At 55.4% G+C, this 16425-nt stretch carries 19 protein-coding genes; 9 read left to right on the top strand and 10 right to left on the bottom strand.

Features of this window, described 5'->3' with window-relative positions; all coding sequences use genetic code 11:
• Positions 1-15: 15 nt before the first annotated feature.
• From ahpF to CJF39_RS11435, 3 genes are all read right to left on the bottom strand, one after another.
• Entirely contained in the window at positions 16-1578 is a 1563-nt protein-coding gene (gene ahpF / locus CJF39_RS11445) for an alkyl hydroperoxide reductase subunit F (protein ID WP_094993528.1), read from the bottom strand.
• 128 nt (positions 1579-1706) lie between these two features.
• Positions 1707-2270, bottom strand: a complete 564-nt coding sequence (gene ahpC, locus CJF39_RS11440; RefSeq protein ID WP_016780891.1) for an alkyl hydroperoxide reductase subunit C — start codon at positions 2268-2270, stop codon at positions 1707-1709.
• Between the two features lie 178 nt (positions 2271-2448).
• The gene (locus CJF39_RS11435; protein ID WP_094993527.1) at positions 2449-3387 is read right to left on the bottom strand and encodes a site-specific integrase; all 939 of its coding nucleotides are present in this window, start codon (positions 3385-3387) and stop codon (positions 2449-2451) included.
• 179 nt (positions 3388-3566) lie between these two features.
• On the opposite strand from CJF39_RS11435, the gene CJF39_RS11430 reads away from it, so the two are divergent.
• Positions 3567-4577 (top strand): DNA-binding protein, encoded by a 1011-nt coding sequence (locus CJF39_RS11430; RefSeq protein WP_094993526.1) that lies wholly within the window; start codon positions 3567-3569, stop codon positions 4575-4577.
• A gap of 74 nt (positions 4578-4651) precedes the next feature.
• On the opposite strand, the gene CJF39_RS11425 is transcribed toward CJF39_RS11430, so the two are convergent.
• The 3 genes from CJF39_RS11425 to galU form a co-directional block, all read right to left on the bottom strand.
• Positions 4652-6682 (bottom strand): DUF4329 domain-containing protein, encoded by a 2031-nt coding sequence (locus CJF39_RS11425; protein ID WP_170942673.1) that lies wholly within the window; start codon positions 6680-6682, stop codon positions 4652-4654.
• Positions 6683-6850: 168 nt separating this feature from the next.
• Complete coding sequence (gene gorA, locus CJF39_RS11420; RefSeq protein WP_094993524.1) at positions 6851-8209, bottom strand: glutathione-disulfide reductase; 1359 nt, start codon at positions 8207-8209, stop codon at positions 6851-6853.
• A gap of 134 nt (positions 8210-8343) precedes the next feature.
• Entirely contained in the window at positions 8344-9183 is an 840-nt protein-coding gene (galU, locus tag CJF39_RS11415) for a UTP--glucose-1-phosphate uridylyltransferase GalU (protein WP_047274668.1), read from the bottom strand.
• 278 nt (positions 9184-9461) lie between these two features.
• On the opposite strand from galU, the gene CJF39_RS11410 reads away from it, so the two are divergent.
• Both CJF39_RS11410 and CJF39_RS11405 read left to right on the top strand, forming a co-directional pair.
• On the top strand, positions 9462-9650 hold the full coding sequence (locus tag CJF39_RS11410; protein ID WP_094993523.1) for a hypothetical protein: 189 nt from the start codon (positions 9462-9464) through the stop codon (positions 9648-9650).
• Positions 9651-9675: 25 nt separating this feature from the next.
• On the top strand, positions 9676-9954 hold the full coding sequence (locus tag CJF39_RS11405; protein WP_094993522.1) for a hypothetical protein: 279 nt from the start codon (positions 9676-9678) through the stop codon (positions 9952-9954).
• A gap of 8 nt (positions 9955-9962) precedes the next feature.
• Here the strand turns inward: CJF39_RS11405 and CJF39_RS11400 are convergent, their stop codons facing one another.
• From CJF39_RS11400 to CJF39_RS11385, 4 genes are all read right to left on the bottom strand, one after another.
• Positions 9963-10193, bottom strand: coding sequence for a hypothetical protein (locus tag CJF39_RS11400; protein WP_094993521.1), 231 nt, complete (start codon positions 10191-10193; stop codon positions 9963-9965).
• Positions 10194-10261: 68 nt separating this feature from the next.
• Positions 10262-11188 carry a c-type cytochrome gene (locus tag CJF39_RS11395; protein ID WP_094993520.1) on the bottom strand — a complete coding sequence of 309 codons (927 nt, stop codon included), beginning with the start codon at positions 11186-11188 and terminating at the stop codon, positions 10262-10264.
• Positions 11185-11835 carry a c-type cytochrome gene (locus CJF39_RS11390; protein ID WP_094993519.1) on the bottom strand — a complete coding sequence of 217 codons (651 nt, stop codon included), beginning with the start codon at positions 11833-11835 and terminating at the stop codon, positions 11185-11187. The genes CJF39_RS11395 and CJF39_RS11390 overlap by 4 nt, the downstream gene beginning before the upstream one ends.
• Positions 11836-12018: 183 nt before the next feature.
• Positions 12019-12372 carry a hypothetical protein gene (locus tag CJF39_RS11385; protein WP_094993518.1) on the bottom strand — a complete coding sequence of 118 codons (354 nt, stop codon included), beginning with the start codon at positions 12370-12372 and terminating at the stop codon, positions 12019-12021.
• Positions 12373-12581: 209 nt separating this feature from the next.
• On the opposite strand from CJF39_RS11385, the gene CJF39_RS11380 reads away from it, so the two are divergent.
• From CJF39_RS11380 to modC, 6 genes are all read left to right on the top strand, one after another.
• Positions 12582-12884: a DUF1883 domain-containing protein gene (locus CJF39_RS11380; RefSeq protein WP_047274675.1), complete on the top strand. Its 303-nt coding sequence runs from the start codon at positions 12582-12584 to the stop codon at positions 12882-12884.
• Between the two features lie 33 nt (positions 12885-12917).
• Positions 12918-13082 (top strand): hypothetical protein, encoded by a 165-nt coding sequence (locus CJF39_RS23035; RefSeq protein WP_094993517.1) that lies wholly within the window; start codon positions 12918-12920, stop codon positions 13080-13082.
• 6 nt (positions 13083-13088) lie between these two features.
• Positions 13089-13745: a DNA oxidative demethylase AlkB gene (alkB, locus tag CJF39_RS11370; protein WP_094993516.1), complete on the top strand. Its 657-nt coding sequence runs from the start codon at positions 13089-13091 to the stop codon at positions 13743-13745.
• 136 nt (positions 13746-13881) lie between these two features.
• Entirely contained in the window at positions 13882-14649 is a 768-nt protein-coding gene (gene modA / locus CJF39_RS11365; RefSeq protein ID WP_094993515.1) for a molybdate ABC transporter substrate-binding protein, read from the top strand.
• Entirely contained in the window at positions 14650-15330 is a 681-nt protein-coding gene (gene modB / locus CJF39_RS11360) for a molybdate ABC transporter permease subunit (RefSeq protein WP_094993514.1), read from the top strand. It begins immediately after the preceding gene.
• A gap of 2 nt (positions 15331-15332) precedes the next feature.
• A complete protein-coding gene (gene modC / locus CJF39_RS11355) occupies positions 15333-16421 on the top strand; it encodes a molybdenum ABC transporter ATP-binding protein (RefSeq protein ID WP_094993513.1) in 1089 nt (362 codons plus the stop codon).
• Positions 16422-16425: the final 4 nt, after the last annotated feature.

Here is a 16425-nt window from a genome sequence, read left to right as displayed (position 1 = left end):
TTTCTGTCCGGACCATTAATCAGGAGCAGACGTGCGGATCAAATGATCGAAGGCACTCAGCGACGCCTTGGCGCCCTCGCCTACCGCAATCACGATTTGTTTGTACGGCACTGTAGTAACGTCACCGGCTGCAAAAATACCGGGGATCGACGTTTCACCCCGCGCATCCACCACAATTTCGCCACGTGGTGTCAACTCGACAGTCCCTTTGAGCCAATCAGTGTTAGGCAACAAACCGATCTGGACAAAAATCCCTTCCAGCTCGACAGTGTGCACGTCACCGGATTGACGATCTTTGTAACGCAAGCCATTCACTTTCTGACCGTCGCCAGTCACTTCCGTGGTTTGTGCCTGGGTGATGACAGTGACATTTGGCAAACTGTTGAGTTTGCGCTGCAAGACGGCATCGGCCCGCAGCTTGGTGTCGAACTCAAGCAAGGTGACGTGAGCAACGATGCCGGCCAAGTCAATGGCTGCCTCAACCCCTGAGTTACCGCCACCAATGACGGCCACGCGCTTGCCCTTGAACAGCGGCCCGTCGCAGTGCGGGCAGTATGCAACGCCACGGCTGCGGTATTCCTGCTCGCCGGGCACGTTCATTTCACGCCAGCGCGCACCGGTCGCCAGAATCAGCGTTTTGGCTTTCAATGACGCCCCACTGGCAAATTTGACTTCGTGCAGCTCGCCGCCCTTACCCGGAATCAATTGGTCTGCGCGTTGCAGGTTCATGATGTCCACGTCGTATTGCTTGACGTGTTCTTCAAGTGCCGTGGCCAGCTTCGGCCCTTCGGTTTCTTGAACCGAGATGAAGTTTTCGATGGCCATGGTGTCCAGCACCTGACCGCCGAAACGCTCTGCTGCCACGCCGGTGCGAATGCCTTTACGGGCAGCATAAATAGCCGCTGCTGCGCCGGCCGGGCCGCCGCCAATCACCAGCACATCAAATGCATCTTTAGCGCTGATTTTCTCGGCCTGACGCTCAATGGCGCCGATGTCCAGCTTGCCGAGAATCTCTTCAAGACCCATGCGGCCCTGACCAAAGTTGACGCCGTTCAGGTAAACGCTGGGAACCGCCATCACCTGGCGATCATTGACCTCGTCCTGAAACAGAGCGCCGTCAATCGCCACGTGGCGAATATTGGGGTTGAGCACGGCCATCAGGTTCAGCGCCTGAACCACGTCCGGGCAGTTTTGGCAGGACAGGGAGAAGTACGTCTCGAAGTTGAACTCGCCTGTGAGCGAGCGAATTTGTTCAATCACTTCGGGACTGGCTTTCGATGGGTGGCCGCCTACTTGCAGCAAGGCCAGTACCAGCGATGTAAATTCGTGGCCCATGGGGATGCCTGCAAAACGCAGACTGATATCACCGCCCGGGCGATTCAACGAGAACGATGGTTTGCGCGCATCGGTACCGTTGTCCAGCAAGGTGATCTGGCTGGAAAGGCTGGCGATTTCTTTCAACAAGTCATGCATTTCACGGGATTTCGCACCGTCGTCGAGGGATGCAACTATCTCGATCGGCTGGGTGACCCGCTCCAGGTATGACTTCAACTGAGCTTTTAAATTGGCGTCCAACATACGGGCGATCTCCTTAACGGTTTAAGACTGTGTAAAAAAAACGCCCGAGCGAATCTCGCCCGGGCGTTTTGAGGGCGATGCTGCTAACAACTCAGGTGCGGATCACCGCCCTTGGCTGGCTCACAGGCTTAGATCTTGCCGACCAGGTCGAGCGATGGCGCGAGGGTGGACTCACCTTCTTTCCACTTGGCCGGGCACACTTCACCCGGGTGGGCAGCGACGTACTGGGCAGCCTTGATTTTGCGCAGCAGTTCGGAAGCATCACGGCCAACGCCGCCATCGTTCAGCTCAACGATTTTGATCTGACCTTCAGGGTTGATCACGAACGTGCCGCGATCCGCCAGGCCCGCTTCTTCGATCAGAACGTCGAAGTTGCGAGAGATAGTCAGCGTCGGGTCGCCGATCATGGTGTACTGGATTTTGCCAATGGCTGGCGAAGTGTTGTGCCATGCAGCGTGAGCGAAGTGAGTGTCAGTGGACACGCTGTAGATTTCCACGCCGAGTTTTTTGAACTCTTCGTAGTTGTCAGCCAGGTCTTCCAGCTCGGTTGGGCATACGAATGTGAAGTCAGCCGGGTAGAAGAACACAACGGACCATTTGCCTTTCAGGTCGGCGTCCGACACTTCTACGAAGCTGCCGTTTTTGTAAGCGGTGGCTTTGAACGGTTTTACTTGGCTATTGATGATAGGCATCGTTGACTCTCCGTCAGGGTTGAAAAGTTGATGGGGTGAATCCTAACAACACATGTTGTATCTGGCTCATTGGGAAAGCTGATGCTGGTGATTGGTTTTGGCTATCAGGTTGCCCTATTAATAGAAGAAACCCGAATATCACTTTCTGCCAGCCCGCCAACCCGCATCTTGATCCCGATCAAGGCCCGATACGTTTTTCTGCCGCAATGCTCATCCCGGTAAACGGGGACGCTTCAACATAGCGCATCGCTGACTTAACGTCCTTCCAGCCGACGTAATTCATCAGGGACTTAAGGTCCCAGCCACTTTGATGCGCCCATGTTGCAAAACCACGTCGCAACGAATGGCTTGTGTACTGTTCGGCGGGAATGCCAGCTCGCTCCAGCGCTTGACGCAACAAGGGAATAACACTGTTGGCGTGCAAGCCCTCCTCACCCAGATTGCCCCAGCGATCGATCCCTCTGAATACCGGGCCGCGGACCAGCGCTGAAGCATTGAGCCACTCGATGTAAGCGCGCACCGGGCACAGGCGAAGCAATGCCGGGGTCTGGAAGGTTTTACCGAGGTTGTCTCGGTCACCTTTACTGCGCGGCAGATACAGGGTGATGCCCGAACCTGCGAGTGCTTGCACGTGCTCAATCTGCAAACGGCAAAGCTCGTCACTGCGAAAGCCCCGCCAAAACCCCAGCAGAATCAGCGCCGTGTCGCGACGCGCACGCAGCCATCCTGGCTTATCGGCATTGGCTTGAGCCGCTTGGGCCTCACTTTCGAGCCAATCAATCACTTTCTCCAGATGCTGCAATTGCAACGGTTCTGCCTGCTTTTCTTGCGCCGGGTGTAACGCACGGATGCCTTTGAACACTTTGCGCACCACCGGCGCCTTTGTGGGGTCGGCAAAGCCTTGGCTGTTGTGCCATTGAGCTATGGCCGACAGACGCAATTTCAAGGTGTTGATCGAGAGCTGGCCTGCGTGCGCCACCAAGTAACGGATCACGCTGTCACTGGTGGCAGGCAAAAAACCGCCCCATGTCACTTCAAAGTGCTCAATGGCGGCGCGGTAACTGCGTCGGGTGTTATCGCGGGTAGCCGCGTTCAGATAGCGATCAAGATCGCTCATTGGGGCATCTCTCACATTTGCGTACTGGAAACAGGCCTGAAAATCACAAAACAGCCGTTGACGCGGGATAATACCAGTATATCCCGCCTGATAATTCATAAAATATGACAGAAGATTCAATTCAATATAGTATGTAATTACATGATACATACCACAGTACATAATCGTAGGAGATACCCATGGCTCGCGGCGGCGTAAACAAAGCAGTGGTGCAAATTGCACGCGCGGCAATCCTGGCCCGTGGTGAACACCCAAGCATTGATGCGGTGCGGATCGAGATGGGGAATACCGGCTCAAAAACCACTATTCACCGATATTTGAAGGAGCTGGACGACAGTGACAGCCGTCGAGGTGTTTCCCATGAAGCGCTTGGCGATGAGCTGGCAGACTTGGTCTCCCGCCTCGCCCATCGGCTGCAAGAGCAAGCACAAGAACCGATTGATCGCGCCCAGGCACATTACGAACAGCTGAAAACGCAGCTGCAGACCCAATTGTCTGAAGCTCAACTGACGCTGTCTGCGCTGAAACAGGAGCTGGATATTCAGGCGACAGCTTTGAACCAGGAAACCGCTCACCTCGAGTCCACGCGCTCCATGCTGCAGACCGAGCAGACGCGTAATGCGGCTCTAAATCAGGCGTGCAGCGATTTTGAACTGCGCCTCAAAGACCGTGACGAGCAAATACGTTCGCTGGAAGAAAAACACCTCCATGCGCGCGATGCGCTGGAGCATTACCGCAGCGCTGCCAAAGAGCAGCGCGAGCAAGATCAGCGGCGCCATGAGGGTCAGTTGCAACAGGTGCAGATGGAGCTGCGACAGGCGCAGCAAAGCGCCCTTGTGCGGCAGGATGAAATCACACAACTGCACCGCGATAACGAACGGGTGCTCAGTGAAAACCGTGCGCTGGCCAAGGAAATCCATCAGGTCAATGAGCAGCAGAAAAAGCTGGCGCAACACAACCAACACTTGAGCAATCAGGTGAGCCAGTTGGAGGGGGAGCGCACCTTGCTCCAAGAACGGTTGCGGGTGGCAATCCATGAGGGCGAAACGCTTAAGCATGTACAGACCGAAGCTCAACAGGCTGTCACAGGCCTCACCATGCGCGCGATGAAGGCTGAGGCAGCACTTGAAACCTTTAAGGCACTGAGAGAACACGAAGCGCCTTTACCCGTCACGCCGCCCGGCGAATGACGCAGTAGAAGCAGTAGCCTGCTGCCAGACGCTCAGTCCTGTTTGCCGAAGGCTGAGCGCCTGACCCAGGCGATTTAAAGACCCGGACTGGCCGGCTTCTTTTCCGCAGCCGGATCAGCTCGAGGTACGGTGACCTTCCAGGTAGACGTCACCGTCCCCACCTCCCCCCACGCAGGGCTGCCAACCAGCACCTGCAATGAACCCGATCGTGCAACCAGGCTGATGTATTCACTGGGCTTTAGCGCATTGGCGCGCAACTTCATCTGAAGTGCATTTTTTCGAACACATTCAAGCTGATCCGCCCTGGGCGTAATTCTCTCCATCAGCCGACCTTCACGCTCGGAACCGCTCGGCGTGTACTTGATGAGCGCACCATCGTGCCCAAAAAAGTATCGGTATTGCGCCCACTGACGCTCATCAATGGCAGCCCGCAGCTCATGAGGTTCAAGCATGTTGCGATACAACTGCTCTTCTTCAGCCGAGCGCCATAACTGTAAAGGCTGCACCCGGTGACTGTGGTAAACCGCAACCACCCGGTAGCCTTCAGGCATTAGCGCAGGCGATTCAGCAGGATAAACACTCATGGGATCGAATGTTTCGCTGTACGACGCGACAGGCTCGGTGGCCGTAAATAAACCATCTGCGCGCTGACAGATGAGCCCGCCAAACACGCGATCACTCTCTCGCTTAATGTGCTGGTGCACATGCAGGGCAACAGCGTCAGCATCCCTGAAAGCAGGACTCCAGTGGCGCTCGGTGACGTGCTTGTAGGGCTGCCAGTGTGCGTCTACTCGTCCAACTGCGCCCCACATATCAGTGGCATCAATAACACTTAGCTGAACAGTGGCAGCAACCGTGCAAATGTAGTCGCGCATCGCTACCGTCCCCGCCAACACGTTATTACGTGTATACCGGGGTGACGCCGCACCTGACTCATCAATCAACTCGGACAGGCGCCTAACACTGTTGTTATCCGGCATAACCCTTAATACCGCCCCCTCACGGGCGTTGATATAAAGAGGGACCGGCCGTTCAGTGCGCGAACATGCCGCCTTGATACCTGCCAATAAAAACTCAGGGTCAATAAAGTGTTTAAACAACCCGCGATCACGTGGCGGCAAGCGCTTGGGCGAGTGATAAAGAGAACTGGCGCAGTAGAAGCCATGAACCTCATAGCCGTCAGGCAACTGGACGCCCCCCTCAGCACCCGCTCCAAACACTCTGCTAAGCGAAAAGTCCACCTCACCCAAAACGGGCTCGGAAGCAATAAATTCTTGCCGCGTTAAATGTTGCAAAACTACCCCATAGTGACGCTCACTTGATTGGTGACTGCGTGACTTTGCATCCTTAATGGCCTCTTCGAGGGTTGGGTTGACCGCTCCGAATGCCGGATGCTCAACGATTCTGGGAGCAAGATCCAGATAACTCGAAGGCGTATACACCTCAAAGTCCGCGCCAACCCTGCCGACCTTTCCGCGCCACACCTCACTGGACTGTATGACCGACAACTTTCCTAGCGTAGCGGCGCCCCGGATCTGCTCGGTGAGAACCTCAAACAGCGTTGCCTTAAACATGGCCTCGACCATTACATCTTCAAGCGCCTCATCCTGCTCAGCCCCTTTGGACTGATATTTAATTAACGAGCCATTCAAGCCTGACAAATAATGCACGCTGATGAATGTGGCTATATCCGTATTGCGAAACACATCGTTGGGCGTAAAAAAACTGTCTCGCGTATAAAGGGCCGCTATTTCACGCAGGTCATTCTTCGCGGGGCTGGGCTCATAGTCATTGGTATGCGAATGATAAAGGGCATAGCAGATAAAGCCGGGGGGATGACTTAGCTTTCCGGTCTCATCGACAGGAAGCAAGCGATAAGGGTTGTATTCGTCGGTCTCCGTAAAGAACGGCAAGGTCGCCACATACTTGCCATCCTCTGCTTTGAGGATTAGCCCTCCACACTCTTTAGCGTGCGTGTGATCGATTAATGCATGGACATAACGCGCGGCATCATCGGCACTCAGAAAATCAGGGCTTAAACCTGGCAGTACAGCATCTGCACGCTCATCAAATTGCCGCCGTACTCGAGTCGGTATCGGTTTCATGGCCTTCATCCGTCTGTGATTGATAAATCAACATTTCCAGACGGGATGATTGATGAACGCACGCGCATGCGGGTGGTTGATATATACAGCGCATACAGCGTGATGGATGCAGAGCGACTGCCGCAGGCGTATGGCGTCGCCTGCGGCAGTCTCCGCACCCACAATCAGTCAGCGCTTAACGGGCGTGCGCATGGTGACGAATTCTTCTGCGGCAGTGGGGTGCACACCAATGGTTTCGTCAAAGTGTTGCTTGGTCGCCCCGGCCTTCATGGCAATCGCCAAACCTTGCACAATTTCTCCAGCTTCAGGACCGACCATGTGACAGCCCAGTACTTTGTCCGTTTCAGCATCAACCACCAGCTTCATGAACGTGCGTTCCTGGCATTCAGTCAACGTCAGCTTCATCGGCCGGAAACTGCTTTCGAAGACCTGCACCGTGCGACCTTCTTCGAGGGCCTGTTCCTCGCTCAAGCCCACCGTCCCGATATTGGGCAGGCTGAAGACGGCTGTTGGAATCATGTTGTAATCCACTGGCCGGTATTGCTCGGGCTTGAACAGACGACGCGCCACTGCCATGCCTTCTGCGAGCGCTACTGGTGTCAGCTGCACGCGGCCGATGACGTCGCCGATGGCCAGGATCGAAGGTTCGTTGGTTTGGTACAGGTCGTTGACTTGAACAAAACCGCGCTTGTCCAGCGTGACGCCCGTCGCTTCAAGGCCAAGGTTGTCGAGCATCGGCCGGCGCCCCGTCGCATAGAACACGCAATCGGCTTCAAGCACACGCCCGTCCTTGAGCGTGGCGCTCAGACTGCCATCTGGCTGCTTGTCAATTCGCGCAATATCGGCGTTGAACTGTACGTCCATGCCACGCTTAAGCAGCTCTTCATGCAAATGCTTGCGTACAGAGCCATCAAACCCCCGCAGGAACATCTCACCGCGATACAGCAGCGAGGTCTCGGCGCCCAAGCCCTGGAAAATCCCGGCAAACTCGACGGCAATGTAGCCTCCGCCCACGACCAGTACACGCTTTGGAAGCTCCTTCAGGAAGAACGCTTCATTGGAGCTGATGGCATGCTCACGACCCGGAATGTCCGGAATCTGTGGCCAGCCACCTGTGGCGATGAGGATATGTTTTGCAGTATGGCGTTGACCATTGACCTCCACCTCGTTTGGCCCGGTCAATCTGGCGTGCCCTTCAAGCAGCGTGACACCACTGTTTACCAGCAAGTTGCGGTAGATACCGTTGAGACGATTAATCTCACGGTCCTTGTTGGCAATCAGCGTTGACCAATCGAAGCTGGACGTGCCCAGCGTCCAGCCAAAGCCTGACGCTTGCTCGAACTCTTCAGCAAAGTGGGCGCCGTAGACCAACAGCTTTTTGGGTACGCACCCCACATTGACGCACGTTCCGCCCAAGTAGCGGCTTTCAGCCACGGCCACTTTTGCACCAAAGCCTGCTGAAAAACGGGCAGCCCGTACACCGCCGGACCCGGCTCCAATCACAAACAAATCAAATTCGTAGGACATCACTATCTCCTGAGCAGTCCATCAGCATAATCCCTACGGCACGATTGACCAGCGCCGAGGGTGACTGAAATCGGAAAACGAGAAAGCCACCCGTAGGTGGCTTTCCCTTGAAGCAGTCAGCAAGCTCGTGTTACTTAGTAAGCTTTGCCGGTTTTGTAGAAGTTCTCGAAGCAGAAGTTGGTAGCTTCGATGTAGCCTTCAGCACCACCGCAGTCGAAACGCTTGCCCTTAAACTTGTACGCGATCACGCAGCCGTTTTGCGCCTGCTTCATCAGCGCGTCGGTAATCTGGATTTCGCCACCTTTACCCGGTTCGGTTTGCTTGATCAGATCAAAGATGTCAGGGGTCAGGATGTAACGACCGATGATCGCCAGGTTGGAAGGCGCGTCTTCAGGCGCTGGCTTCTCAACCATGTTGCGCACGCGGTACAGGTCATCACCAATCAGGTCACCGGCGATTACGCCGTACTTGTTGGTTTCCTGCGGATCAACTTCCTGAATGGCGATGATGGTGCAGCGGTACTGGTTGTACAGTTTGACCATTTGGGTCAAAACGCCATCGCCTTCAAGGTTGACGCAGAGGTCATCCGCCAGCACGACAGCAAAAGGCTCGTCGCCGATCAGTGGACGGCCAGTCAGAATAGCGTGACCCAGGCCTTTCATTTCGGTCTGACGGGTGTAAGAGAACGAGCATTCGCTCAGCAGGCGACGGATACCTACCAGGTATTTCTCTTTATCAGTGCCCTTGATCTGGTTTTCCAGCTCGTAACTGATGTCGAAGTGGTCTTCAAGTGCGCGCTTACCACGGCCGGTCACGATAGAGATTTCGTTCAGGCCTGCATCGAGTGCCTCTTCAACACCGTACTGGATCAGTGGCTTGTTCACCACCGGCAGCATTTCTTTAGGCATGGCTTTGGTCGCTGGCAAAAAGCGAGTGCCGTAGCCGGCTGCTGGGAACAAGCATTTCTTGATCATATGAGTCCTTAAAAGGGCTGTGCGTACGGATTTGGCGCAGTCTAATCAGGCGGCAGCAACCTTACAATGCCCCCGATAGCATCCTGATACCAACATAGAGAAAATATGTGCCACTTAGTTCCTTTTTAACTTTTTTTTCATGTGCCAGCGTCATTTACGGAACCTCTGAAATAACGCCAGGGTCTGCTTGAGACTAGTGGCACTTAAACATCCTTGACAGCGCAAGCCCCGGTTTGGCGGTACCATACGTGCTTTTCCAAGCAGAGGATCTAATTGCCATGTCGGATGTAAAAAAAGTTAACGGGTATCTGATTAAAGAAATCCAGCCAGGTGAGTGGTGGATCCTAGGCAACACCGAAGAGCAGGTTGCAGGCGCTTTTGTGACAGAGGCGGCCGCCATCGAAGTGGCCGCTGTGCTTCAGGACCTCCCCCCTTCACCGGTGCGCAAGCGTAATAAATCCTCCTGACCTTCTTTGCGAAAACTGGCACTCAATGAAAAAGATTCTGATAGGCGTACTGTTGACCCTCGGAGGCTGCGCAACAGCATCCAACACCTACTTGCCTGACGGCCAGCAGGGACTGAGCATCGACTGCTCCGGTGAGGCCATGTCATGGGGCAAGTGCTATGAAAAGGCGGACGCTTCATGTGCTGGCACGGGGTACACGATTGTTGGCACAGATGGCTCTTCGGCCGTCAAGGAAAGCGAAAAGACCATGGGTGTTGATGTCGGAAATTTCACCAGCCGTACGATTATCGTGATGTGCAAATAGCTCCAGCCTCAGAGGTGCACTTCGACGAACTTGATACCCAGTGAACGCAGCGTTTCCACTAACGTATCCAGGCCTTCGAAAGATTCAACTTCGTCGTTGTCATCCACCAAAAAGAAACTGCGCCCTGCACTCTTCTTGAAAAAAACAATCCACTCATCGGTCGCGGCCGGGTTGGGAATGGCATGGGTAGCTGTAATGCTGCCTTCGGCATGACGCTGCCGGACAAGCGCTCGTTTCATCGCGTTCTCCTGAAAAACTGCCGTGGCTCTACACGTTTTTAACGGCAGTGAGGTTCAAGGGGCACAGTTTACGGGATACCTTGCCCGATCAAAACGCCATTAACGGTTTGCCCATACGCATTGACCCCGTCATTGGCGTGAAACTTCACGCGTGTTTTTTCAATCGACCCCTCCACCAAACGCGGGTCTTGTGGTCGCTCGTGCGTATTGACATACGCCGCCACATCCCAGGCTTGCTCGTCGCTCAAACTGCCGGGTTTACCCAAGGGCATATTGTGCTTGATGAACGACGCCGCCGTATTGATGCGATGCATGCCCGCCCCCCAGTTGTAGGAGTCTTTACCCCACAAAGGTGGCATCACGTAATCGGTTCCAACCTTCTGGCCTTGCCCCTCATTGCCATGACAGAGCGCACAGTGCGCCTGATAAACAGCTGCGCCACGCACCAAGTCGAAGCCGCCAGCGGGTTCAGGCACCTGCGGATAGCCGCGCCCGGGCAGCTCGACCCCAACGGGCGCTTTTGTCGACAACCAATAGGCATACACCGATAAGGCTGTGATTTCACGACTGTCTGCGGCCGGTGGCGTGCCGCCATTCATACTGAACTGAAAACAGCCCTGCAGGCGTTCGGCAAACGTATTGACCTTGTCATTTTTCTTGCGATACGCAGGGTACATCGGGTAAGCCCCCCACAGCGGCGCGGAGTTCGCCAGTTTTCCCTGATCCAGATGGCAATTGGTGCAATTGAGGCCATTGCCGACGAATTGGGGCGCCTGACGTTTGGTGTCCACAAACAGTGCGTACCCGTCCATGACCATCTTTCCATAGGCATTGTCGGGAAGTTCGCTTTGCTGCGGCGGACGAAAATAGGAATTCGGGTGCTTTGCCGCAGGCGGGATTTTAAGCTGCGACTGATCTTCCATGGCAATGGTGGCTGCACCCGCCATCGGTGCAACCAGCACACAAAACGCATACACAGGCAACAGACGTTTCATTGCGCAGCCTCCTGAGGTGCCAGGGTGGCGAAATACTCAGCGACCGCCTTCACTTCTTCTGCTGTCATGGCTTTGGCAATATGCCCCATCAGGTCGCTCGGGTCGTTGCGGCGCAAGCCTTCACGCCAGGCATTAAGCTGTCCGGCAAGGTAAAGGGCGGGTTGATTGGCCAGTGGCGGAAAGGCGCTGCCAACCCCTGCACCGCCAGGCCCATGGCAGCTCACGCATTCAGGAATGTTGCGCTCCCAGGCGCCGCGAAGGGCCAGTGACTGCCCCACACTTTTGACCACCTGGCTGCGACTTACAGCAGGCGCTGTTGGCGCAGGCATGGCGGCTAAGGCTGTGGTCACTGAACGGATCTCATCCGACGTCAATGCACTGGCCAACGGCTGCATCACGGGACTTACCCGCGAGCCCTCTCTAAAGTCACGCAGCTGTTTGCTGAGGTAATCGGCAGAAAGACCTGCCAATCGCGGAAATCCTGCCGGGGCGACGCCCATGCCATCCATGCCATGACACGCCATACAGGCTGTGGCCCCAGGCTGACTGCCACCTTGCAGGAAGATGTTGCGAGGCTCCGCGGCCTGAACGCTGCTGATAGCAAGCAGCACTAAACCACCGGCCAGTGTTCGCTTAAGTGGCACCATGGCCCGCTCCATTATTGTTATATGCTTAGGCTTAACCCTTATAAGCACACAAATAGTAAGCTAATGGCCATTTGCCTGCAATGCGTAGTCCTCACTATCCGGCAGGCGTAAGAAAAAAACCTGACAGTTGCAAGAAGCAAGTGTCAGGTTTTGTGTTTGCCGCAGGAAGAATGAACGGAAGCGTTATTCGCCTGAGATGCAGTGCGTGGCTGCCGCGCGAATATCCCCTGGCCGAATCGGCACGTTAGACATGCTTTCGTAAACCTTGATGCTGCTTCCCGCCGAACGCTCTTCGATATCAATCACCGCTGTGGGCCCCGAGGTAAGCTTTTGCGGAACAATCACCCGCAAACCATCCTTGTGCGGCTCAATTTGCGGGGCTTTGCGCGTGCGTGACAATTGTTGCACCAGGCACTGAGCGTAGGCATTGGGCTTCTTGCCCGAAATCACACTCATCGTCGGCAATGTCTGCTCAATGTCCGTTACGGATGCACAGCCGCCCAAAGCCAACACTGCCACCAATACGCCCCACTTCATACAAATCCTCCGATAAAGATCCTACGACCATGGATCTTTAAAATTTCTCCCTGCCAGCAGGGAATTAATACTCAAAAAGTAGCAATTTTAATTTGCCAAACGTCAGATTCATCTGCACGGCAGCATAATAAGCTGGTTTAGCCTCCAACTTGGACTAAAGCACATGCTATCGTCCTGTTTTTTTAGCAAAAGCGCCCATCGGAGCCCCCATGAAATTCATTCACCAGCGTGAGCACCTCAACGAAGATGACATTGTCGTCATCGAGTGCTCCCATCCCTGCAACATTCGCCTGATGAGCGATGCGCACTTTCGCAGCTTCAAAAATGGCGGCCGCCACTCCTACCATGGTGGGGCATTTGACAAGTTTCCGGCCAGGATCACCGCGCCGAGCACCGGCTTCTGGAATATCACCATCGACACAGTCAGCAGCCGCGCCATCAGCGTGACCCGCAAGCCGACCTTGAAGCACTCGATCAAAATCGTTCGCCGGTCCAGCTCCAAGCTCCGTTAAACCTGACACCGTCTCTTAGCGACAGGAACTCCCGTGACAACCACTAAATACGTCATCAAGTACACGCTCAACGGCGAGCGCCGTTTTGAATTCGCGCAGCTCGAGTCCGCAACCGTGGAAGAAGCCCGCGCAGCGCTTGAGAAGATTCACGGCAAAGAAGAAATCATCGCCGACATTAAAGTGAGCAAGGCGCTCTAATCCGTCATGTCTTTCGACCTGTTTGACGAAAGCGACCTGCAACAACCCGCCCGGATTGAACAATTCAGTACGCAAGCGTTTGTCTTGCGTGGATTTGCCCTGCCCTGGGTCGAGGCATTGTTGACGGCACTTGAGCGCGTACTGAATGAATCGCCGTTTCGCTCTATGCAAACACCCGGCGGTTTTACCATGTCAGCGCGCCTGAGCAGTTGTGGCGCGCTGGGGTGGACGACCAGCGCTCTAGGCTACCGTTACAGCCCGGTTGACCCCTTGAGCGGCAAACCTTGGCCTGCGATCCCCCCTGTGTTGCTGAACCTCGCTGAAACCGCTGCGGCTACCGCAGGCTTTGAGGAGTTTGTGCCCGATGCCTGCCTGATCAACGCTTATGCGCCCGGCGCCAAAATGTCATTGCATCAAGACAAGAACGAACGTGCGTTCACAGCGCCGATTGTTTCGATCTCCCTCGGGTTGCCGGCAGTTTTCCAGTTTGGCGGCTTTGAACGCAGCGATCCTGTGCAGCGCATCTCGCTGTTTCATGGTGATGTCGTGGTCTGGGGGGGCGTCGATCGCTTGCGCTACCATGCGATCTTGCCCATCAAGCCCGGCACCCATTCATTGCTGGGCGACCAGCGCGTCAATATCACCCTGCGCAAGGCAGGCTGAAGTGCCCCTACGCAGGCGACCATGATGGCCATTTGAGAACAAAGCGCTATAAACTTTTTGCTATAGCGATTATCTTCTCGTTGCCCGATGCTGCGCGTTACCCCGGGCGACCCTCGCCATTACATGGAGTTTCCCGATGACCGCGCATGCAGTGCGTTTTGTCCCCTTGGTAATCGTCGCGTTTTTCGGCGCTGGCTTGGCCATGAACGTGCAGGCTGGTGACGTTCAAGTCGCCGTTGCCGCCAATTTCACAGCCCCGATTCAAGCCATTGCCAAGGATTTTGAAAAAGATACAGGCCATAGATTGATCGCAGCCTACGGTGCGACAGGCCAGTTCTATACCCAAATCAAGCATGGCGCCCCGTTTGAAGTGTTTCTGGCGGCCGATGACACGACGCCCGAGAAACTCGAAAAAGAAGGTGACGTCGTGCCGGGTAGCCGTTTCACCTATGCCGTTGGCACGCTGGCATTGTGGTCAGCGGATAAGGCGTTGATTGACGGCACTGACAAAGCCTTATTGGCCAACCATTACACTCATCTTTCCATCGCCAACCCCAAGGCTGCACCTTATGGTCTGGCGGCCACACACGTGCTGGCCAAGCTCGGCCTGACGGACAAGGTCAAAGAAAAAATTGTCGAAGGGCAAAACATCACACAGGCTTATCAATTCGTTTCGACAGGGAATGCCGAACTCGGTTTTGTCGCGCTGTCTCAAATCTACAAAGATGGCAATATCACCAGCGGTTCAGCGTGGATCGTGCCTGGCACGATGCACGCCCCCATCAAACAGGACGCCGTGATCCTTAAAAAGGGTGATCACAATGCCGCTGCACAGGCATTGGTGGACTACCTGAAAGGCCCCAAAGCGGGGGCCATCATCCAATCCTTTGGTTATCAACGCTAAATGCCGCTGTCCAGTGCCGATTTCGCCGCCATTTGGCTGACCCTGAAACTGGCGTCACTGACCACCGCCATTTTGTTGGTGATAGGGACGCCACTCGCTTTATGGCTGGCCCACACCACGTCGAGGTGGCGCGGCCCTGTGGGCGCAGTGGTGGCTTTACCACTGGTGTTGCCACCGACAGTGATCGGTTTTTACCTGCTATTGGCGATGGGCCCCAATGGCGTTGTGGGGCAGCTCACCCAGTTCCTGGGGCTCGGCACCTTGACCTTCAGCTTTGCCGGGCTGGTAATCGGCTCCGTGATTTACTCCCTGCCTTTTGTTGTACAGCCTTTGCAGAATGCCTTCATGGCAATCGGCCGACGACCGCTTGAGGTGGCTGCGACCCTGCGCGCCAATCCCTGGGACACCTTTTTCTACGTCACGCTGCCGCTGGCACGTCCAGGTTTTATTACCGCTGCGATTCTCGGGTTTGCCCATACAGTGGGCGAATTCGGTGTAGTGCTGATGATTGGTGGCAACATTCCTGAGAAAACACGTGTGGTCTCTGTGCAGATCTACGATCACGTCGAAGCCCTGGAATATGCCCAGGCACATTGGCTATCCGGGGCCATGCTGGTGTTTTCCTTTATCGTTCTGCTGGCGTTGTACTCCAAACGCAGCCCCCCGAACCAATGGAGCTGAACATGCATTCGCAGCTTAATGTGCGGCTCACACTGAGTTACAGCGGCTTTTCCCTGGACGTAGATCTCCAGCTGCCGGGCAAAGGCGTGACAGCCCTTTTTGGCCATTCGGGCTCAGGTAAAACCACCTGTTTGCGTTGTATTGCGGGCCTTGAACGTGCTCGCGAGGCGTATATCGAAATCAATGGGGAGGTGTGGCAAGACAGCGCGCGCAATGTCTTCATGCCTGTTCATAAGCGTTCATTGGGCTATATCTTCCAGGAGGCCAGCCTGTTCCCCCACCTTTCGGTACGCGCCAACCTTGAGTTTGGGTTGCGCCGCATTGCGCGCCACGAGCGCCGTGTGGAGTTGGTTCAGGCCGCGCAATTACTAGGCATCAGCCACCTGCTTGAACGTGCCCCCGCGCATTTATCAGGGGGCGAGCGCCAGCGGGTGGGGATTGCGCGCGCCTTGCTCACCAGCCCAAAATTGTTGTTGATGGATGAACCGCTCGCTGCGCTGGACAGCCAACGCAAGCGCGAAATACTGCCCTATCTGGAGCGTTTGCATGCAGAGCTGGAGATCCCGGTGCTGTATGTCAGTCACTCACAAGAGGAAGTCGCACGACTGGCTGACCACATTGTATTGCTCCGCGAAGGCAAAGCACTGGCCTGCGGGCCGCTGGCTCAAACACTCTCCAGACTCGATCTGCCGTTGGCGCAAGGGGATGATGCAGGCGTGGTGATTGAAGGCCAGGTCACGCACTACGATGCTGACTACCAATTACTAACTCTGCAACTGCCGGGCACTGAACAGTGCCTGAGGGTTGCTCATGGGCCTCTGGCGGTAGGCCAGACATTGCGTATCAAGGTTCAGGCCCGGGATATCAGCCTGAACCTGAAGCCGGGCGAACACAGCAGTATTCTTAACTGCTTGCAGGCCACGGTCATCAGCGAGGCGCCTGCTGACAACCCGGCTCACAGGCTGGTACGCCTGGATGCAGGCGGTACCGCCTTGCTGGCACGCATCACGCGGTACTCGCGGGATCAGTTAAAACTCGTGCCAGGGCAAGTGATTTGGGCGCAAATCAAATCTGTCGCTGTACTTTTTTAACCGA

It is taken from the genome of Pseudomonas lundensis (genome assembly GCF_002269125.1).
In the GTDB taxonomy this organism is placed as follows: Bacteria; Pseudomonadota; Gammaproteobacteria; order Pseudomonadales; family Pseudomonadaceae; genus Aquipseudomonas; species Aquipseudomonas lundensis_A.
This window is presented reverse-complemented; position numbering and strand designations above follow the sequence as displayed.

Excerpts from the sequence above, each read along its gene's own strand:
- ahpF (WP_094993528.1), bottom strand. The coding sequence starts at position 1,578 with ATGTTGGACGCCAATTTAAAAGCTCAGTTGAAGTCATACCTGGAGCGG.
- ahpC (WP_016780891.1), bottom strand. The coding sequence starts at position 2,270 with ATGCCTATCATCAATAGCCAAGTAAAACCGTTCAAAGCCACCGCTTAC.
- CJF39_RS11435 (WP_094993527.1), bottom strand. The coding sequence starts at position 3,387 with ATGAGCGATCTTGATCGCTATCTGAACGCGGCTACCCGCGATAACACC.
- CJF39_RS11430 (WP_094993526.1), top strand. The coding sequence starts at position 3,567 with ATGGCTCGCGGCGGCGTAAACAAAGCAGTGGTGCAAATTGCACGCGCG.
- CJF39_RS11425 (WP_170942673.1), bottom strand. The coding sequence starts at position 6,682 with ATGAAACCGATACCGACTCGAGTACGGCGGCAATTTGATGAGCGTGCA.
- gorA (WP_094993524.1), bottom strand. The coding sequence starts at position 8,209 with ATGTCCTACGAATTTGATTTGTTTGTGATTGGAGCCGGGTCCGGCGGT.
- galU (WP_047274668.1), bottom strand. The coding sequence starts at position 9,183 with ATGATCAAGAAATGCTTGTTCCCAGCAGCCGGCTACGGCACTCGCTTT.
- CJF39_RS11410 (WP_094993523.1), top strand. The coding sequence starts at position 9,462 with ATGTCGGATGTAAAAAAAGTTAACGGGTATCTGATTAAAGAAATCCAG.
- CJF39_RS11405 (WP_094993522.1), top strand. The coding sequence starts at position 9,676 with ATGAAAAAGATTCTGATAGGCGTACTGTTGACCCTCGGAGGCTGCGCA.
- CJF39_RS11400 (WP_094993521.1), bottom strand. The coding sequence starts at position 10,193 with ATGAAACGAGCGCTTGTCCGGCAGCGTCATGCCGAAGGCAGCATTACA.
- CJF39_RS11395 (WP_094993520.1), bottom strand. The coding sequence starts at position 11,188 with ATGAAACGTCTGTTGCCTGTGTATGCGTTTTGTGTGCTGGTTGCACCG.
- CJF39_RS11390 (WP_094993519.1), bottom strand. The coding sequence starts at position 11,835 with ATGGTGCCACTTAAGCGAACACTGGCCGGTGGTTTAGTGCTGCTTGCT.
- CJF39_RS11385 (WP_094993518.1), bottom strand. The coding sequence starts at position 12,372 with ATGAAGTGGGGCGTATTGGTGGCAGTGTTGGCTTTGGGCGGCTGTGCA.
- CJF39_RS11380 (WP_047274675.1), top strand. The coding sequence starts at position 12,582 with ATGAAATTCATTCACCAGCGTGAGCACCTCAACGAAGATGACATTGTC.
- alkB (WP_094993516.1), top strand. The coding sequence starts at position 13,089 with ATGTCTTTCGACCTGTTTGACGAAAGCGACCTGCAACAACCCGCCCGG.
- modA (WP_094993515.1), top strand. The coding sequence starts at position 13,882 with ATGACCGCGCATGCAGTGCGTTTTGTCCCCTTGGTAATCGTCGCGTTT.
- modB (WP_094993514.1), top strand. The coding sequence starts at position 14,650 with ATGCCGCTGTCCAGTGCCGATTTCGCCGCCATTTGGCTGACCCTGAAA.
- modC (WP_094993513.1), top strand. The coding sequence starts at position 15,333 with ATGCATTCGCAGCTTAATGTGCGGCTCACACTGAGTTACAGCGGCTTT.